Below are 20474 nucleotides of genomic sequence, written 5' to 3' on the forward strand. Positions count from 1 at the left end.
TTGTTATGATACAATTGACATTGTACAGCATATTGAAGGGATGAGGAAGAAATGGATATCGTTGCATTTCAAAGATGGGTTGAGGAATTTTACGAAAAACGAAGCTGGTCACAGTATAATGCCTTTATTCGCTTAAATTTCTTAACTGAAGAAGTTGGGGAAGTTTCACGAGTTGTTCGCGCTATTGAAATCGGCCGCGATCGTCCTGATGAAGATGCGAAAACAGAAGAAGAGCTAAAACAAGAACTAAAAGAAGAACTTGGTGATGTACTATCTAATCTTATTATTCTTTCGCAAAAATATGATTTAGATTTGCAGGACATTATGGAAGCACACGTCACAAAGCTTTCGAAAAGGTTTGAAACATCTAAATGAGAATGTTATCAATTATGATATAATATTATTGTCACAATAATAAGGGGGATTTTATGTTATCTAAAAAATTGCACGACGCATTAAATGAACAAATGAACTTTGAATTTTACTCTGCCCACGCTTATATGGCAATGGCTGCTTACTGTACAGCTGAGAGCTATGATGGATTCGCTAACTTTTTCCTTGTACAAGCTGAAGAAGAACGTTTCCACGCAATGAAGCTTTACAACTATATTAATGACCGCGGCGAGCGCGCTATTATTACTGGATTTGATAATCCTAATAACGAATACGAATCTGTATTAAATGCTTTTGAAGTCGCACTTGAACACGAGCGTGAAGTAACGAAACGTATTTATCACTTATCTGATATCGCTTGGGATGAGCGTGAGCACGCAACAATTACATTCTTAAAATGGTTCGTTGATGAGCAAGTAGAAGAAGAAGCTTCATTCGATAGCATCATTCAAAAATTAAAACGTATTACAAGCGATTCAAACGCACTATTTATGCTAGATGCTGAATTAGAGAAACGTACATTTACGCCTCCAGCTGAGTAATATTTTTATCACCTTAATGAATGTATTAAGGTGATTTTTTAATTTGTTCTTCTCTAAGCTGAATAAGCTTAGCCAAATCCTGCTTATAAATCCCTGAAACCTTTTCAACAAAATCACTCTCAGTAAAAGTACCATCTCCCTCTTCCACTATGTTCAAGTACCCATGTATAAATTTCAAAAATGCTCTAGCATCTTCTCCGGTTAACTTATCAATATTCTCAATAACCTCATCAAGCTCTTTTAAGTTGTCTCGCTCTTTCATCATAATTCCACCCACTGCCTTATTATATTTATCATACCAAAATAAAAAAGTCGTTCATCCTCTAGGCGAGAGATAAACGACTTCTTTGTTATTTATTAAAGCATAACCCCAACGATAATTGCTGATAATATACTTACTAACGTTGCACCGTATACAAGTTTTAGTCCGAATGATGATACAACATTTGCTTGTTTGCCATCGATACTCTTCGTTGCACCTGCGATAATTCCGATAGATGAGAAGTTCGCAAATGATACAAGGAAGATTGATAAAATACCTACTGTACGGGCTGATAACTCACCAGCTACTTTTCCTAGATCAAGCATCGCAACAAATTCGTTCGTTACTAATTTCGTTGCCATAATTTGTCCTGCTGTTAGCATCTCTGATGTTGGAATACCCATTACAAATGCTAATGGTGAGAAGATATATCCTAAAATGCTTTGGAATGTGATTCCGAAAATAGAATCGAACACACCGTTAATTGCTGTAATTAATGCCACGAAACCAATTAACATTGCCGCTACTGTTACAGCGATAGAGAAACCTAGCATAATATATTCGCCTAACATTTCAAAGAATGTTTGTTTCTTATCTTCTTGTAATTCTAAAATATCGTCTTCTTCGTTTACGTCATATGGATTAATGATATGAACGATAATGAATCCACTAAATAAGTTTAGTACAAGTGCTGTTACTACATATTTCGGATCAATCATTTTCATATAAGAACCAACGATTGACATTGATACTGTTGACATTGATGATGCACAAAGTGTGTATAAACGATTTTTCGGTAATTTGCTTAGTTGATCTTTTACTGTAATAAATACTTCACCTTGACCAACAATTGCAGCTGCTACCGCATTATATGATTCTAGTTTTCCTAAACCGTTAATTTTACTTAATACGAAACCGACTGCACGAATGATAATCGGTAAAACTTTAATATGTTGTAAGATCCCGATTAATACTGCTAAGAAAATAATTGGTAATAATACTGTTAAGAAGAATGGTGCTTGTCCATCATTTGCTAGACCACCAAATACGAAATTAACCCCTGCTTCCGCAAATTTTAAAATAGCGCCAAATCCATCTGCAATCCCTTTTACTAACACAAATCCGATCTTTGTATTTAGTAAGAAATACGCAAGTACCAATTGAATTACAAGCATAAGTGCAATTGGTTTATATTTAATTTTCTTACGATCTGAACTTATAAGGAAACCTAGTACAAACACTACAAGTAAACCTACTAGAAACATTACTAGTTTCATATGTGAATCCTCCACTTCTCCTACGAGTTATTGGTCGTATAACGTATAACGAATGACGTCTGACCATTGATGTTAAAAAATTTAAAACCCCTAAATATTATTCAACTGTTATCTAAAATCAGTAAGCGTTTACATAAATTGCAATTTATAAAAGGTAGTCTCTTCTCTCCTACCATACTTGAAAGTCTGAAATTGATACCACCTACAAATCAAATTGTAAGCGTTAACTAATTGAAATGCAATATAAATTTTAAAATATTTTTATATGTTAATATATTCCTAAATAATTGGTTTTTTCATGTAAATTTACCATAAAAAAATAGCCCTAGCTATGAGCTAGGGCCATCTTTTTTACCCCGCTTTAACGGGCAGTAAGACCCCCACCTCAAAATTCAGCGAAAACAAAGAAGTTAGGTGGGTGATTAACTGCCCGTAAAAGCCCGATTGGTGAAGGCTAATAATCAGCGGGGGATAAAGCCCCCACTGATTAAAGTTTCACTTTATAACATAACACCAACGATAATCGCCGATAAAAGACTTACTAATGTCGCACCGTATACAAGTCGTAATCCGAATGATGAAACAACGTTTGATTGGTTTTCATCGATTCCTTTCGTTGCACCTGCGATAATTCCGATAGATGAGAAGTTCGCAAATGATACAAGGAATACAGAAAGAATACCGACTGTACGAGCTGATAACTCACCAGCTACTTTCCCAAGATCAAGCATCGCAACAAATTCGTTCGATACTAATTTCGTTGCCATAATTTGTCCCGCTGTTACCATCTCTGATTGCGGGATACCCATTACGAATGCTAATGGTGAGAAGATATATCCTAAAATAGCTTGGAATGTAATACCGAACACTGAATCAAACAAGCTATTGATTGCTGTAATTAATGCTACGAAACCAAGTAACATCGCTGCTACTGTAATCGCAATCGTGAAACCAAGCATAATATATTCGCTTAACATTTCAAAGAATGACTGCTTTTTCTTATTTTCTAACTGCAATGTATCTTCTTCTTCCGTAATATCATACGGATTAATAAGATGAATAATAATGAAACCACTAAATAAATTTAATACAAGTGCTGTTACTACATATTTTGGCTCAATCATTTTCATATAAGAACCAACGATTGACATCGATACTGTCGACATTGAAGATGCACATAGTGTATATAAACGATGTTTTGGGATTTTACTTAATTGATCTTTTACTGTAATGAATACTTCTGCTTGCCCAACAATCGCAGCTGCTACCGCATTATAAGATTCTAATTTCCCTAAACCATTTACCTTACTTAACAAAGTACCAATAGCACGAATAAATATCGGTAAAATTTTAAAATGCTGCAGAATTCCGATTAATACCGCAAAGAATACGATTGGCAATAATGCCGTTAAGAAGAATGAAACTTCTCCTTTATTAACAAGGCCTCCAAATACGAAAACGATTCCAGCTTCCGCATATCCAAGAAGCGCTCCAAATCCATCAGAAATTCCTTTTACTAAAATATAACCAACTTGCGTATTTAATAAGAAATATGATAATACCAACTGAATAACAAGCATAACCATAATTGGTTTATACTTAATCTTCTTTCGATCGGCACTTATAAGAAAACCGAGTACGAATACAACGAGTAATCCTACCAGAAACATAACAAACTTCATTAATAAAATCCTCCATTTAACTCTTCTTTAATGTTGAACGTCTGACCATTAGAAATGAGAAATAATCCGAACTTTCCCTTTATCACTAAAAATATAAAAATGAATATAAAAATCCGTCTAATCTCTTATTCCAAAGCCATTAATCATTCTAACATAAATTACAACTCACATCTGCATTTTTCTCAAAAAAAATACATTTTATTATAAAACTCTCATTAATGTTCGTCTTTTACCTCTCTCCCCTAGTTTATTACTACACAAAAAAAAACGAGCATCAAATTTCACTGATGCTCGTTCCTTTTTTATTATACAGCTTTTTCTTTATCTACTACTGCTGGCTTGTCCCAGCACTCTGTATTATTTAAACCTGGAATAGACTCCGCATAAAAGACTGGATCTTTCCCTTGTTTCTTTTGTTTTACGTAATCTGATAATGCCGCGAAAGCATACTTAGAAAGGAATACAATCGCAATTAAGTTAATAACAGCCATAATACCCATGAATAAATCTGCTAAATCCCAAACAATTTGAATTGTTGCTACAGAACCTAGCATAACCATACCAAGTACCGCAATTCGATAAACATTTAATAAAACTTTACTTCCATTTAAAAACTCAATATTTGTTTCACCATAGTAATAGTTACCTACTAATGAACTGAATGCAAACAAGAAAATTGCAACTGCTACAAATATAGATGCCCATGGCCCGATATGCTGAATTAACGCCTGCTGCGTTAATTGAATTCCATTTAGATCAGCTGCACCCGGTACATCTGATAAAAGAATGATAAATGCTGTACAACTACAAATTAATAATGTATCTGTAAATACCCCTAAAGTTTGAATGAAACCTTGTTTAACTGGATGTGTTACGTTTGCAGTCGCAGCTGCGTTCGGCGCACTACCCATACCTGCTTCATTTGAAAATAATCCACGTTTTACCCCTAGTAAAATCGCAGCTCCTAATCCCCCGCCCACTACTTCTTTAATTCCGAAAGCATGTAGGAAGATTTCTTTAAATACATACGGAATTGCCGTAATGTTTGTTACAACAACAAATAATGCAACTGCTACATATATAATTGCCATTACTGGAACAATCATTTCAACTGCACGAGCAATTCGTTTCACTCCGCCGAAAATAATGATTGCAAGTAAACCAGCCATAACAAGACCTACAAGTCTACTATCCATTTTAAATGCGCCATCAAAAGCTGCCGCTACTGTGTTTGACTGCACGGCGTTGAAAATTAATCCGAAACTAACTGTTATTAGAACAGAGAAGACAACCCCTAGCCAGCGTTTCTTCAAGCCTTTTTCCATATAATACGCTGGGCCACCACGGAATGCATTCCCATCTTTTACTTTATAAATTTGCGCTAATGTGCTCTCTACAAATGCAGAAGCACCCCCAATTACCGCGATTAACCACATCCAAAACACAGCTCCTGGACCACCTGCTGAAATTGCAATCGCTACACCAGCTAAGTTACCAGTACCTACACGAGAAGCTGTACTCATACAAAATGCTTGGAACGATGATACACCACTTTTTTCTTTTTGTGCTTTTCTTGTCTTTGAACTCGCCCCGTCCCCAAGTAGGCGAATCATTTCTCCGAAGTAACGAATTTGGACAAACTTCACACGAAACGAAAAGTAAAGTCCTAATCCAATTAACATCGCAATAATGATATATGACCAAAGGACATTATTTATATCCCCAATTACATTAGTTAAAAAATCCATACTTGTATTGCCCCCTCTTCCTAACAATAAGAAAATTATATTCTAAAAACTTTTAGTAATCAAGAATTTTCGACAAAAGATGTCAGGTTTTATAACACGAACATGTTATAACTCATAACACCGTTGTTTTTCTACACCATAAAACAGTAGCTAGCGTATACTTACCCACTTTTGTGAAACTAATAATTTCCAGATAATGCAATTTACACACATTGTAAAAAACTATTTTCTTACATTAACGCTCATCTTTTATCCTTCACATCATTATTACAATAAAAAACGAGCATCGAATTCATCTCGATGCTCGCCTTTTTATTATACAGCTTTTTCTTTATCCGTTACCGCTGGCTTATCCCAACACTCTGTATTCGTTAAACCAGGAATAGAATCTGCACTGAAGACTGGATCTTTTCCTTGTTTCTTTTGTTTCACATAGTCTGCTAATGCCGCATACGCAAATCGGCCAAGAAGTGTAATCGCAATTAAGTTTGTGATTACCATTAGACCCATAAATAAATCTGCCATATTCCATACAACTTGAAGCGTCGCAACAGAACCGAATAACACCATTCCCACTACCGCAATACGGTAAATTGTTAACCAAGTTTTACTTTGTTTAATGAACTCAATATTCGTTTCACCATAATAGTAGTTTCCTAGAAGTGAACTAAATGCAAATAAGAAAATAATAATCGCTAAGAAGCTGCTTGCCCACGAACCGATTTGTGAACTTAACGCCACTTGCGTTAATTCAATACCCTCTAAATTTGTTGCCTTATATGCACCAGAACATAGTACAATAAACGCTGTTGATGTACATACTAAGAATGTATCCACTAATACTCCAATTGTTTGAATAAATCCTTGTTTAGCTGGATGCGTTACATCAGCTGTTGCAGCCGCATTTGGCGCACTACCCATACCGGCTTCATTCGCAAATAATCCGCGCTGAATACCAAACTTCATTGCAGCACCAATACCGCCACCTACAGCTGAATCTAAACCGAATGCACCTTTAAAGATTTCTGTAAACATATCCGGTATTAAATAATAGTTTTTAATAACAACGAAAATAGCTACTGCAATATAAATAATCGCCATCGGTGGCACAATCATTTCTGACATACGCGCAATACTTTTCACACCGCCAAAAATAATAATCGCAACTAATACCGCAAGTACAATCCCTACAACATAACGCTCAATACCAAATGCATTTTTAAATGCTAATGTCACTGTATTTGCTTGTACTGAGTTGAAAATTAAACCGTAACTAATTGTAATTAGAATAGAGAACCAGATCCCCATCCAACGTTTATTTAAACCTTTTTCCATATAATAAGCAGGACCACCACGGAAGCCACTGCCATCTTTTATTTTATAAATTTGCGCAAGCGTACTTTCTACGAAACTTGAAGACGCTCCGATAATTGCGATAACCCACATCCAAAATACTGCTCCAGGTCCGCCCATAGAAATAGCTAACGCTACACCAGCTAAGTTTCCGATACCAATACGAGCTGCTGAACTCATACAGAAAGCTTGGAATGATGATACACTGCCTTTTTTACGTGTCTTTCCAGTTAATCCATCACTCATTAATCGAATCATTTCCCCTAAATGAGTAAGTTGTACGAACTTCAATTTAATAGAAAAATAAAGCCCTAAACCAATTAACATTGCAATAAGAATATATGACCAAAGAATCGTATTCGTCGATGAAACGAACTGTTCTAAAATATTCATACAATTAACCCCTCCTTTTCTCCATAAATCGAATTATATTTAAAAAATATTCAAAAATCAACATTTTTCGACAACTTACACCTTCCAAATATTAGGTTTCACAATATAAATACCCTGTTCTTTTGTGACTTTACTTCCACTAGCTGTGCATACTAAAACAAAAAATAATTTCATAAACAACACCATTGACAAAAACACAAATCTGTAACTATAATGGTTACATCAGGTTGTAACAAACCTAATTACACCAAATTCATTCATTTTCACATATACACTTTAACAAAACACTTTGGAGGGATTCATTATGAAAATCGGAATTATCGGAGCAAGTGGTAAAGCGGGAAGTCGTATTTTAAAAGAAGCATTAGATCGCGGACATGAAGTAACTGCAATCGTAAGAGATGCTGCAAAAATTACAGACCAAAACGTAAAAGTTTTAGAAAAAGATGTATTCTCTCTTACATCTAATGACCTACAAGCATTTGATGTAGTGGTAAATGCATTCGGCGCTCCAGCAGGACAAGAACATCTTCATGTAGATGCTGGAAACGTACTTATTGAAGCTGTGAAAGGTGCACCTAATACAAAATTACTTGTTGTTGGTGGAGCTGGAAGCTTATTTGTAGACGAAGAAAAAACAACACGTGTATTTGATACACCAGGTTTCCCTAACGAATACCTTGCAACAGCCCAAAACCAAGGTAAAAACTTAGAAATCCTACAACAAACAAATGATATCACTTGGACATTCATTAGCCCTTCTGCACTATTCGCATTAGGAAAACGTACTGGTTCTTATACAGCTGGCAAAGACAATCTTCTTGTTAACTCAAAAGGCGATAGCTACGTAAGTTACGAAGACTTTGCAGTTGCAGCACTTGATGAAATCGAAGCTCCAAAACACGTAAACGAACGCTTCACAGTAGTTTCTGAAGCTGAATAATAAAAAACGCGCATAGATACAATATCTATGCGCGTTTTTTATTATAATGTTTCCTTTACTTGTTCTAATCCACTTTGAGTGATTTTAAATACAACTTCTGTTGAAGCTACTTGTTCTGCTAACTCATTCTTTTTATACCATTTCAGACGACTTGGTTCTGCATGATACACTTTTACAACATCCCCATACTCAAATGGAGTACCATTTACTTGTTCTGCAAAATTCTTTGAGGTTTCTTGACCATCTGCTGATATATGCTTTTTCTCATTTCCATTTTGATCATAAATCGCAAAACCTAAATACTGTTCGTTCACAAAACGATAATGAATCACATCATTCGTAAATGTTGCATGTAATTTCTTTTCGTCATGATTTAACGTAACAATAGAACGTGTAACATTGGACACACCTTGATATACTATGCTATCCCCATATGTTACTTCTACAGGAACTTCTGTCACTTTCTTATTTCCGAAACGATCTTTCGTTTCTACTTTTACTTTTTGTTCACCGATTTTTGTTGTACTAGGTTTTTCCACAAAACCAACTACTTCTCCACCTTTTACTTGAACAAAGTTTTTTGCATCTAATTTTTCAGCGTCTGTTCCGATTGTCACTTTTTGTGGTACTGCTGTTACTTCTTGTAAGCTTTCCAGTTTTTCAAAACCTTTTTCCGTTATTTTAAAGTACAACTCTTGTTCCACGTTCCCTTTACCGTTACCTACAAACTCATTCTTTTGATACCACTTTAATCGATTTGATTCTGCATGATATACCTTAATAACATCACCATATGCGAAGTCTACACCATTCAACTGTTCTGCAAAACTTTCAGAAGTCTCTTGCCCTTCTACCGAAATAACTTTCTTTTCATTTCCATTTTGATCATATAGCGTGATTCCCATATATTTTTCATTCTCAAAACGATAATGAACTTTAGAATCCGTAAATGTTGCCTGTAGCTTTTTCGTATTATGATCCGCAGTTACAACAGAACGCGTTTTATTACCATCACCTTGGAAGACTAAACTATCGCCATACATTACTTCCAATGGCACTTCTGTCACTTTCTTATTTCCAAAACGATCTTTCGTTTCTACTTTTACTTTTTGTTCACCGATTTTTGTTGTATTCGGTTTTTCTACAAATCCGATTACTTCTCCATCTTTCACTTGAACAAAATCTTTTGCTTCTAATCTTTCAGCATCTGTTCCGATTACTACTTTTTGCGGTACTACTGTTACTTCTTGTTGAGCTTCCATTCTCTCAAAGCCCTTTTCTGTTACTTTAAATAATAACTCTTCCTCTACCTTCGCCCTACCTTGGCCGATAAAGTTATTATTTTGATACCAATTAAAACGATTTGATTCTGCGTGATACACTTTTACAACGTCACCATACTCGAACTCTAACCCATTAATCGATTTTGCGAATTCTTCCGCATTTTCAACACCTTTTACAGTTGCTTTCTTTTTCTCATTTCCATTTGGATCTAGTAATGTGAATTCAAAATACGCATCTTCTTTAAAATAATAATGCACTTGATTAGAATCAGCTGTCGCACTAAACTTTTTCTGATCGTGTTGCAGTGTTACAATCGATTTAATATCAGTACTATAATTGAGCCCTTTGAATACTAAGCTATCACCATAACCAACATTTACTACAACAGGAATTAAATTTTTATTCCCTTTTTCATCTATAATTTCTACTTTTACAGTTTTTTCTCCAAGTTCAGGCTTATCATGCATAATCACACCTGTCGTTTTTACACCTTCTCCTAAATTCTATACAAGTTCGTTTGCTTTTTTCTCATCAAATGTAGTACCAACTACTACATTTTGTATTTTTGTATTATTCGGCTCGCCATATGGAACTTCATATAACTCAGTTTGTTTTTCACGAATTGGATTACTATCTGTAGATAGCCATATTTCTTTTTCTAAGTTAGATAAACTTAATTTTCCTATCTTCTCTCTAGTAGCATCATTTGTACTTAATCCCCATTTTTCAAAGAAAGGAATTAAATTTTGTCCAGCTACTTTTGACGTCATATAAATAAACATCTGTTTTTTCTCTTCATCAGATTTAGGCATTTCTGTATCATGTAACATACGATACATTTGATGTAATTTCGGATAGAACTGGTCTCCATAAGCTAAATGCAACTGCCAAAACATAACTAATTTCTCAAATACATCCATCTTCTCTTGCGCATCTGGTTTACCTAGATAAGCAAATGCGGCTTCATAACGATTTTCTTGCTCTAACCTTGTTTTATGTCCAAATGCAGTTTGAACTGCTAAAGAATAAATGTTAACGGTTACTTCTCCAAGCCCCTCCCATAACCAAGTGTCCTGTTGATGTTGATGCCCCACTTCATGCCAAGGTCCCCATCCATCAGCAGTTAACTCTTCTAGATTTAGTACTGACTCTAAATTCCCTTTACTATAAGCTGTTCGATAATAAGTCGCATACATATAATTGTCCGTATACCAGTCTTCAACATAATGAATGGAATGTTTGCCTTGATTCGCAACACCCACACCATCTTTTGATAAACCCGATATCTTATGCTCTATATTAATTATTTCATCATGTTTCTTTAATAACGCAGCTGGATTTTCTTGCTTCAAATGTTCCGCCACAGTCTCAGGATGCATAGTTAGTAAACTATTTTCCCCTTTCATTTCGATTGCATATGGATTCGGTGATTCCTTCAACATACGTTTCCAATCTTCTGTCGTATGTTTACCTAAAATAAATAAAGGATTTGGTATACCACCTTTTTTTACTTTAGCAACTACTTCTCCTGTGTTGTGATAATTATAAAAGTATAATAGCCCTCCATTCGGAGAAGAAATTTTATTTTCACCAGGATTTAAATTGAATTGTTTAGGTTCTTCTTTTTCATAAGAATATGTGCCAATATAAGCTTTAATCTTTTGATTCCCGTCTACTTGAATAACTACTTCTTCACCTGGCTTTACATAAATACCAGTTGGTTCATAGGGAGAAAAACTCATTCGACGCTGATGCAACTCACGCATCTCATCTACATCACCTTTTGGCAGCAATTTATACACTCGCTCTTCTTGGTGTTTCTCCTTACCTTCAATCGTCATCTCTGCATACGCTTTAGGCACTTCAAGACCATATGGTGCTAATAATGCAGCTAAACAAACACCAGCTACTAATACCCTACTCTTTTTCTTCTTTGACATAATCTGTGTCCCCTATTCTTTTTGTAATGCAAACCATCATAGATATATTTATTTACTGTAAAATCAAATTATCTTCATACAATCATTTAATATATACAACTCAACCTCGCGCCCCTACACCTCTTACCATTGTTCACTTTAAATGTATCTGCTTTCTTATGTGACAAATTTTTTGAAGCGAAAGTTCCTCCTCACCTTTCTCTATATTTCGTGATGAGTTCTCTTTTTCATGTCAAAATAATGATGAGAGATGGTTTTATCAAGTATTGTTGTCTATACATGAAAAATGTGTATAAAAATATCGTTTTTTACAATTCATTCATAGGCATCCATCTATGGACAGTTTTTCCAAAATGAATTGTACATGATTTCTTTCTCGCTAGATAGCCTTTTCGATTAGATTAATATTACAATTTTATGAATTTAATCCAAAAATCGTAATGTTTAGATTTCTAACTTTTAATGTTATTTTAAAATAAAAACCTGCCGGAAAGATACTATTCTTTCCGGCAGGTTTTTATTAATCCAGCATTCGTTTCATTATAAATCCTTTTCCACTTACCCATTCACCCTCAATTTCACCAGTTAAATGAAATCCAATTGATTCATATAGTTTTTGGGCAAGTTTATTTTCTGGATGTATGCTTAAATATATAACTTTTCTATTATATTCCTTTTGTAAATACTCTATTAGCAAACGTAATAATGGTTTTGCATAACCTTTACCTTGGCATTTACTATCAATCATAAATTGATTTAAATATACAGCCTTCTCTTTTTCTTCAAACCAACCATACATCGCGTATCCGATTGGCGTGTCACCGTCATAAAACCCTACCGAAGCAGCATCACCTTTATATTTTGTATCAGCATCGACTAAACAATCTAAAACCGTACTTTCAATAAATTTAAGCTGTTCGCCGGTTACTTTTAAATTAGCAATTTCATTTCAATTTTCATTCGTTATTTTACAAATATGAAGAGTCATAATTCCCTCTCTCTTTCTAATTTCTCATTTTCATTATACCTTACGGTGGTGTAAAGAAGCCAAAACAGCCTAATTCTAACCCTTTTTCGTACTTATAAAAAAGGGTTACTATAGTAATTTCCGCACCCAAAATTTAGGCCAAGAAAAAAGCATCGGCAAATGCCAATGCTTTTTCTACTATCTTTTAATTTGATTCGGCTTATGTGGTTCATTTGGAGTATATGGTTTATTTGGTTTATGCGGGCCTTCAGCCTTTTTCCAACTTACCGCTAACTCCGGACTCGTTTTCTCTTCACTACGCTCTAATAATACAACCGCATTTTGAATAGTCGGTGTACCTTTATGTGCAATTCCTTGTAATTTCGTTAAATTCCCTGATACTTTAAAGCTAAATCCACCCGATGGTGTTTGTTTCGGAATTAAAATGCGGAATTTTTCTCCTACATTAAATTCAGTTTTTGCTTCGCCTTTTTCATTTACAAACTTCGCGCCTTGTGGTGCACCTGTTGCTTGTACTTTATACGTTCCACTTTTCGCGTTTGTTTCTACTGTATATAGACCTGTTTCAAAGAAATCATTTTTTAATACTGCTTCTTGTTCTTCTGTAGGAGTTACACTCATCGTAATTTCTTGTAAATCTTCACTAGCGCTTGCTTTTGCAACGATATCTTTCGTTACTTTCTCTACATTTTTATTGCGGAAATCTAAATCGTTAATATCAATTTGTTTTAAAGCATTCCACACCGCAAGCTGCGTTGCGTAATGTGCCTCTCTCCAATCGGAAACACCTAATTCTTGTGGACTCTTTTGTGGATACCCGTTTAATAGTACACGATATACGTTAATATCCACTTTCCCCATTTCCGGTAAATCTTGACCGCTTGGAGATTTCAAATCTACATTTAGGCAAAAGGCAATTTTTCCGTCTGCTGTTTTAATAAGTTCTGTTCGAATCGGCTTTTTCTTTGACTTACTATAACTCCAATCCATTTCATACTTTGTATGATCCATAACTTCTGCGGATGCCTTTTGAAGTGGAAATAATAAGTTCGCAAATACAAATAAAACACTCAAAAAAGCGGCCATTAGCTTGAACGATCTTTTTATATTCATGTCTACAACCCCTTATTAAATAACAAATTTACTCCTGTTTATTATTTAGTTAGAATTTTTTTTTATACATAAACGCAACAAAAAAAGAGTGCAAACTGTTTGCACTCTTTCTTTCTACTTTAAGCTTAGAAATCGAAGTTATCAGGATCTGGACCAACGCGGTGATTTTGGTTTAATGCATCGATTTTTTCCATATCTTCTTTTGTTAATTCAAAGTTAAATACATCAGCGTTTGCAATAATGCGGTGCTCTTTCGTTGACTTTGGAATTGTAATCACTCCATTTTGTAAGTCCCAACGTAAGATAACTTGCGCTGTTGTTTTGCCGTGTTTATCAGCAATTTCTTGTAATGTTTCGTTATCTAATAGTTGACCTTGCATAAGCGGTGACCATGCTTCCATTTGAATACCTTGTTCTTTACAGAAAGCTTGTAGTTCTTTTTGTGTTAAACGCGGATGATATTCCACTTGGTTAATCATCGGTTTAATTTCTGCACCTTCCATTACATCCTTCAGGTGATGGATTTGGAAGTTACTTACACCAATTGCACGCGCGCGCCCTTCCTTATAAAGTGTTTCTAACGCTCTCCACGAATCTTTATATTTCCCTTCTACAGGCCAGTGAACAAGATATAAATCTAAATAATCTAGTTCTAATTTTTTTAAGCTCTCTTCATATGCAGCAATTGTTGTTTCATATCCTTGATCCGCATTCCACACTTTTGAAGTGATAAATAATTCTTCTCTTGAAATCCCAGTCGCTTCGATTCCAGCACGGATTCCTTCACCTACTGCTTTTTCATTTCCATAAATCGCAGCTGTATCGATGCTGCGGTATCCAGCTTTAATCGCCGCCTTTACAGCCTCTACAAGTTCTGGTCCTTCTTCTACTTTAAATACACCTAAACCGAACCAAGGCATTTCTACACCGTTATGCAATGTTGTTGTACTTTGTAAATTTTTCATTATTTTTTCTCTCCTTTATTTCACTTGATCTCTTTTTTCTAATGTCATACTCCACGCTGCTAAAATAACAGCACCTACTACCATAATGCCGCCTACCCAAGCTGTATGAATTAATCCTAACGAATTCGTTACAATACCACCTAAATAAGCCCCAAGAGCGATTCCTGCGTTAAATGCTGCAATATTCATTGCTGATGCAACATCGACAGCACTCGGAACAAATCTCTCAGCCAATATAACGACATACACTTGTAGTCCTGGAACATTCATAAATGCAAATAGCCCCATGAAAATAATTGTGATTATCCCAGCAACTTTAAATGGTGCTGTAAATGTTAAAACAAATAATACAATTGCTTGAATAAAGAACATGTAAAATAACGCTCGAATCGGATTATGATTTGATAATTTTCCACCGATCATATTCCCAATCGCAATTGCAATCCCGTACACTAACAAAATGATTGTAACGGTACTTGCTTTAAATCCTGTTACTTCTTGTAATAGCGGAGATAAATACGTAAATGTTACAAACGTTCCCCCGTATCCTAATGCGGTAATGATGAAGACGAGTAATAGTCTTCCATTCGTAATAAGTTTGAATTGATCACGAAATGATACAGGCGTACCCTTTTTTAAATTAGATGGAATTAACATACTGTTTGCGATTAAAGCAACGATTCCAATTACCACAATCACCATAAACGATGCTCTCCAGCCAAATTGTTGACCAATAAATGTTCCAATTGGGACACCTGTAATCGTCGCAACCGTTAAACCAGTAAACATAAAAGCAATTGCGCTAGCACGTTTATTCTCTGGTACAAGTGCAGCTGCAATTGTTGAACCAATCGACATAAAAACACCATGTGCAAATGCAGAGACAACTCTCGCGATAAGCAAAACAGTAAAACTCGTTGCTACCGCCGCAATTCCATTACCGATAATAAAGACAATCATAATCCACATTAATAAAGTCTTTCGCGACATACTAGCCGTTAACGAAGTTAAAACGGGAGCACCAAACGCTACTCCTAACGCATATAAAGATACGGTTAAGCCCGCTGTTGTAACAGAAACATGTAAATCCTCCGAAATAGATGGTAATAAACCTACACTAATAAATTCGGTTGTACCAATTCCAAACGCACTAATTGCTAGTGCTAATAAAGCAAACATACTTCTTCGATTTGTCTGAACAGCCGAAGAAGATACTGTATATGAATTCAATTGAACTCCTCCTTAATGCAAGAAATCCAATCATAATAGTATGATAAAAAGGCCTTTTTATCTTCTACAAAAATAACTTTATTGCTTACAAATGCTATTATGAATGGTTTCATTCTTTTTTTGAAGAACGCACTTTAAAGTACGATAGGTACCAAAAAGTAACATAGGCACTTTTTAGTACCGTACTACTCATTTCCCTCTTACATATGCTATTATGAAACATATTCAACACGATAAAAAGTACGTACTTTAAAGTGCTATAGGCACTAAAAAGTAACATTTAAGTTATTTAGCTTCTTTCGTTGAAAAACTGAAATCTACATTCATCAAAGGAGATTTTTATATGAAAAAATACAATATTCCTGTAGAGGCGACTTTAGAAGTAATCGGCGGAAAATGGAAGGTCGTTATTCTTTGCCACTTACAGAAAGGGACTAAGAGAACAAGCGAATTAAAACGTTTAATGCCTGGTATTACACAAAAGATGTTAACCCAGCAATTACGCGAGTTAGAAGTAGACGGGGTTATTCAAAGAAAAGTATACAATCAAGTACCACCAAAAGTAGAATATTCTCTTACTGACTACGGATGGTCTTTAGAATCAATTCTCGATTCTCTTTGTACTTGGGGCGAATGCCATCTTGAAAAAAGCGGTAACACATCGATGCTAATTACAGAGGGTGAACAATAAGAAAAAGGAAAAAATGAACAAATATTTGTCCGTTTTTTCCTTTTTTTCTATATATATATGTACATTTCTAACTTAAACAAAATAATTTATGCGCTTTCATGCCTTGTCAGTACTAGGTTATACGCTCAATATCAAATAATTAGGAATCATTTTTATGTTAACATAGGTGTATATAGTATATAATATAGGATATATATTATATACACTTTCCGATAAAGGAACTTTCCATTATGCGGACAAGCCATGTATCGGACAGTTCATAAATAATAGGTAGGACATTATGGTTTTGGATTTATGATTTCAGCTTACTTGCTATCATAAATTTAAAGGCATTTTATTGTGCTTTGTGAAACTTTGTATAAAGTTTCGCAAGCGTTTAGCTTACCTATCAAAAATAAGAGTATTGCTATCGTAAAGGAGAATTGGAGATGCCAGAAACTATGACTCAAACAAAGCCAGAACAAGAAACTGTACAAATTTCTGCTAGCCAAGGACAACTTGATGTACTTGATCAGTTGTTAAAACCTGAGGTACAAGAATCATTAACAACACTAGTGGAACAGCTTCCAAAATTAACTGAGCTTGTTAACATTTTAACTAAATCTTATGACTTCGCTCAAACTGTTGCTACTGACGAAGTATTAAAAAGCGACACTGTTAGCGCAATTACAGAGCTTGTAGAACCTGTAAAAGATACAGTGAAAAGCATGGCTGCAACTGCAATCGAAGCGAAAGATCGTGCTGATGAAAGCAGCGAAGTTATCGGCCTGTTCGGTCTGTTAAAATTACTAAAAGACCCACAAGCACAAAAAATGTTCCGCTTTGTTAACGCATATCTTCAAGTTAGCGCAGAACGTAATAATAAATAATTTAACTTATAACAACAATTAGTAAAGACGGGGGATATCATACTATGTCAAAACAAATTGTCATCTTAGGCGCTGGTTATGGCGGTCTTCTTGCCGCTTTAAACGTACGTAAATATTACAGCAAATCAGAAGCACAAGTTACAGTGATTAACCAATACCCAACACACCAAATCATCACTGAACTACACCGCCTTGCAGCTGGTAACGTTGCTGAGCAAGCAATTGCAATGCCACTTACAAAGCTTTTCAAAGGTAAAGATATCGATCTTAAAATCGCAACAGTTGAGTCATTCTCAGTTGATAGCAAAGAAATCAAACTAGCTGGTGGCACTACTTTATCTTACGATGCACTTGTAGTTGCTTTAGGAAGTAAAACTGCTTACTTCGGTATTCCAGGACTAGAAGAAAACAGCATGGTATTAAAATCTGCTGCTGATGCAAACAAAATCTACAAACACGTTGAAGACCGTATTCGTGAATACGCTAAAACGAAAAACGAAGCTGATGCTACAATCGTAATCGGTGGTGGCGGATTAACTGGCGTTGAGCTAGTTGGTGAGCTTGCTGACATTATGCCTAAACTTGCAAAAAGCCACGGCGTAAATCCAAAAGAAGTTAAACTTCTTCTTGTTGAAGCAGGTCCAAAAATCCTTCCAGTATTACCAGACCATTTAATCGAACGTGCAACTACTAGCTTAGAAGCACGCGGCGTTACATTCTTAACTGGTCTTCCTGTAACAAACGTTGCTGGCAATGAAATCGACTTAAAAGACGGTCAAAAACTTGTTGCTAACACATTCGTTTGGACAGGTGGCGTACAAGGTAACCCATTAATTGGTGAATCAGGTCTTGAAGTAAACCGTGGACGTGCAACTGTTGATGCACACCTACAATCTACTTCTCACAAAGACGTATTCGTTGCTGGAGACAGCGCTGTTGTCTTTGCTGAAGACGGTCGTCCATACCCACCAACTGCACAAATTGCTTGGCAAATGGGTGAGTTAATTGGATATAACTTATACGCAGCACTAGAAGGCAAAGCATTCGAAGAGTTCGCACCTATAAACTCTGGAACACTTGCTAGTCTAGGACGTAAAGATGCTGTTGCTACAATCGGAGCAAGCAATACTCCGCTTAAAGGTTTACCAGCATCATTAATGAAAGAAGCAAGTAACGTTCGTTACTTATCACACATTAAAGGTCTATTCAGCTTAGCTTACTAATCTGAATATAAGCCCGAATCATGCCCTGCATGGTTCGGGCTATTTTTATCCGTAATTCTCTCTAACTTATTTATTCGGCAGAAGAATAATATAATCCTCTTTAATTATCAAAATATACTGACTCTTTTATGTCGAAATTGTGTATACGAAAAGAGCGGAAGTAGATATCTTACCTACTTCCACTCTTTCACAAGAACTATTCTCCTAATTTCACTAAGCTGTAGTTCTTCTTCCCTTTACGAATAATAATAAATCGTCCATCAAATGAATTTTCTACAGTAACATCCGTAGCTACATCCGTTACTTTTTCACCATTCATAGATATAGCTCCATTATTAATGTCTTCACGTGCTTGTCTTCTAGATGGTTCAATCCCTAAATCAACTAGCCACTCTACAATATTTTTCGTCTCTTTTGAAGACTGGAATGTTGGCATCTCTTTAAATCCTTGTTCAATTTCATCAGCTGTTAACGATTTAATATCTCCGCTAAATAATGCCGATGTAATTTTCACAGCTTGCAATAATGCTTCTTCTCCATGAACGAATTTCGTCATTTCTTCCGCTAATACTTTTTGCGCCTCACGTTTATGTGGCTCTGTTTCTACTTTTACTGCTAATTCATCAATACGCTCTTTCGTTAAGAACGTAAAGTATTTCAAGTATTTAATTACATCACGGTCATCTGTATTCACCCAGAACTGGTAAAATTCAAACGGTGTTGTTTTTTCAGGATCAAGCCAAATAGCACCACCTGCTGATTTACCAAATTTCGTACCATCCGATTTTAATAATAACGGAATTGTTAGTCCGAATACTTTCGCCTCATGACCTTCTAACTTACGAATTAAATCTAAACCACTCGTAATATTTCCCCATTGATCACTACCACCGATTTGCAGTTGAACATCTTCTTTCGTGTATAAATGATGGAAATCCATCGCCTGCAAAATTTGGTACGTAAATTCTGTGAAAGAAATGCCTGTATCTAAACGGCTTGCTACAATATCTTTCGCTAACATGCTATTGATGCTAAAGTTTTTCCCGTAATCACGTAAAAACTCGATAATGTTTATTTCATGCGTCCAGTCATAGTTATTTACCATCTCCACTTCGCTATTTCCGCCAAAATCAAATAGCTTTTTCATTTGCGCTGTTAAAGCATCTACATTATGCTGGACTACTTCTAAAGTTTGCAATTGACGCTCTGATTGACGCCCACTTGGATCACCAATTGTTCCTGTTGCCCCTCCGATTAAAATAACCGGATGATGGCCAGCTAATTGAAATCTTTTCATCATCATGAACGGAATTAAATGTCCAATATGCATACTATCACCAGTCGGATCCACTCCGCAGTATAGTGAAATCTTTTTTTCTTCAACTAACTTACGTAAACCTTCTTCATCTGTCTGTTGATTCACAGCACCGCGCCATTCTAATTCATCAATAATATTCATCTTTTGTCATCCCCTTTATTTTTTTGAAAACAAAAAAGCCCCTATGTCTACAATAGACATAGGGACGATTATTCACCGTGTTACCACCCAGTTTGCATAAATAGCATAGCTATTCATAC

16 protein-coding genes, 1 pseudogene and 1 other annotated feature (1 of these 18 only partly in view) are annotated in these 20474 nt (G+C 35.5%); of the genes and pseudogenes, 6 read left to right on the plus strand and 11 right to left on the minus strand.

All coding sequences use genetic code 11. The annotated features are described in order from the left end of the window. Window positions 1-51: 51 nt before the first annotated feature. Both KPL75_RS11985 and KPL75_RS11990 read left to right on the plus strand, forming a co-directional pair. Entirely contained in the window at window positions 52-375 is a 324-nt protein-coding gene (locus tag KPL75_RS11985; RefSeq protein WP_001990794.1) for a MazG nucleotide pyrophosphohydrolase domain-containing protein, read from the plus strand. Window positions 376-428: 53 nt separating this feature from the next. Further along, a complete protein-coding gene (locus KPL75_RS11990) occupies window positions 429-935 on the plus strand; it encodes a ferritin (protein WP_000949400.1) in 507 nt (168 codons plus the stop codon). Window positions 936-960: 25 nt separating this feature from the next. On the opposite strand, the gene KPL75_RS11995 is transcribed toward KPL75_RS11990, so the two are convergent. The 5 genes from KPL75_RS11995 to KPL75_RS12015 all read right to left on the minus strand — a co-directional run bounded on the left by KPL75_RS11995 (window position 961) and on the right by KPL75_RS12015 (window position 7650). After that, window positions 961-1197, minus strand: coding sequence for a hypothetical protein (locus KPL75_RS11995; RefSeq protein WP_219920793.1), 237 nt, complete (start codon window positions 1195-1197; stop codon window positions 961-963). Window positions 1198-1292: 95 nt separating this feature from the next. Next, entirely contained in the window at window positions 1293-2474 is a 1182-nt protein-coding gene (locus KPL75_RS12000) for a NupC/NupG family nucleoside CNT transporter (protein WP_219920794.1), read from the minus strand. A 500-nt stretch (window positions 2475-2974) separates the two neighbouring features. Next, on the minus strand, window positions 2975-4156 hold the full coding sequence (locus tag KPL75_RS12005; RefSeq protein WP_219920795.1) for a NupC/NupG family nucleoside CNT transporter: 1182 nt from the start codon (window positions 4154-4156) through the stop codon (window positions 2975-2977). A 305-nt stretch (window positions 4157-4461) separates the two neighbouring features. Continuing rightward, a complete protein-coding gene (locus KPL75_RS12010; RefSeq protein WP_219920796.1) occupies window positions 4462-5904 on the minus strand; it encodes an alanine/glycine:cation symporter family protein in 1443 nt (480 codons plus the stop codon). 315 nt (window positions 5905-6219) lie between these two features. Beyond that, the gene (locus KPL75_RS12015) at window positions 6220-7650 is read right to left on the minus strand and encodes an alanine/glycine:cation symporter family protein (RefSeq protein WP_002144981.1); all 1431 of its coding nucleotides are present in this window, start codon (window positions 7648-7650) and stop codon (window positions 6220-6222) included. A 304-nt stretch (window positions 7651-7954) separates the two neighbouring features. Between KPL75_RS12015 and KPL75_RS12020 the strand changes: the two genes are divergently transcribed. Beyond that, a complete protein-coding gene (locus KPL75_RS12020; protein ID WP_219920797.1) occupies window positions 7955-8593 on the plus strand; it encodes an NAD(P)-dependent oxidoreductase in 639 nt (212 codons plus the stop codon). Between the two features lie 41 nt (window positions 8594-8634). Here KPL75_RS12020 and KPL75_RS12025 read toward each other — a convergent pair. The 5 genes and pseudogenes from KPL75_RS12025 to KPL75_RS12045 all read right to left on the minus strand — a co-directional run bounded on the left by KPL75_RS12025 (window position 8635) and on the right by KPL75_RS12045 (window position 16062). Then, a pseudogene (locus tag KPL75_RS12025) lies at window positions 8635-11817 on the minus strand (putative mucin/carbohydrate-binding domain-containing protein). Window positions 11818-12337: 520 nt separating this feature from the next. Beyond that, window positions 12338-12760: a GNAT family N-acetyltransferase gene (locus KPL75_RS12030; protein WP_258237042.1), complete on the minus strand. Its 423-nt coding sequence runs from the start codon at window positions 12758-12760 to the stop codon at window positions 12338-12340. 222 nt (window positions 12761-12982) lie between these two features. Beyond that, window positions 12983-13918, minus strand: coding sequence for a thioester domain-containing protein (locus KPL75_RS12035; RefSeq protein WP_219920798.1), 936 nt, complete (start codon window positions 13916-13918; stop codon window positions 12983-12985). Window positions 13919-14043: 125 nt separating this feature from the next. After that, window positions 14044-14883: an aldo/keto reductase gene (locus KPL75_RS12040; protein WP_375141021.1), complete on the minus strand. Its 840-nt coding sequence runs from the start codon at window positions 14881-14883 to the stop codon at window positions 14044-14046. A 15-nt stretch (window positions 14884-14898) separates the two neighbouring features. Next, window positions 14899-16062, minus strand: a complete 1164-nt coding sequence (locus KPL75_RS12045; RefSeq protein ID WP_219921103.1) for an MFS transporter — start codon at window positions 16060-16062, stop codon at window positions 14899-14901. Between the two features lie 394 nt (window positions 16063-16456). On the opposite strand from KPL75_RS12045, the gene KPL75_RS12050 reads away from it, so the two are divergent. The 3 genes from KPL75_RS12050 (at window position 16457) to KPL75_RS12060 (ending at window position 18896) form a co-directional block, all read left to right on the plus strand. After that, a complete protein-coding gene (locus KPL75_RS12050) occupies window positions 16457-16804 on the plus strand; it encodes a winged helix-turn-helix transcriptional regulator (protein ID WP_219920799.1) in 348 nt (115 codons plus the stop codon). A 428-nt stretch (window positions 16805-17232) separates the two neighbouring features. Beyond that, complete coding sequence (locus KPL75_RS12055) at window positions 17233-17673, plus strand: DUF1641 domain-containing protein (protein ID WP_002144971.1); 441 nt, start codon at window positions 17233-17235, stop codon at window positions 17671-17673. A gap of 44 nt (window positions 17674-17717) precedes the next feature. Beyond that, window positions 17718-18896, plus strand: a complete 1179-nt coding sequence (locus KPL75_RS12060; RefSeq protein ID WP_002144970.1) for an NAD(P)/FAD-dependent oxidoreductase — start codon at window positions 17718-17720, stop codon at window positions 18894-18896. Window positions 18897-19092: 196 nt separating this feature from the next. Here the strand turns inward: KPL75_RS12060 and tyrS are convergent, their stop codons facing one another. Beyond that, the gene (tyrS, locus tag KPL75_RS12065; RefSeq protein ID WP_219920800.1) at window positions 19093-20355 is read right to left on the minus strand and encodes a tyrosine--tRNA ligase; all 1263 of its coding nucleotides are present in this window, start codon (window positions 20353-20355) and stop codon (window positions 19093-19095) included. Between the two features lie 57 nt (window positions 20356-20412). Next, window positions 20413-20474 (minus strand) — a binding site (T-box leader) (it continues 155 nt past the right edge of the window).

The organism is Bacillus sp. NP247, from assembly GCF_018966865.1.
Taxonomy (GTDB): Bacteria; Bacillota; Bacilli; order Bacillales; family Bacillaceae_G; genus Bacillus_A.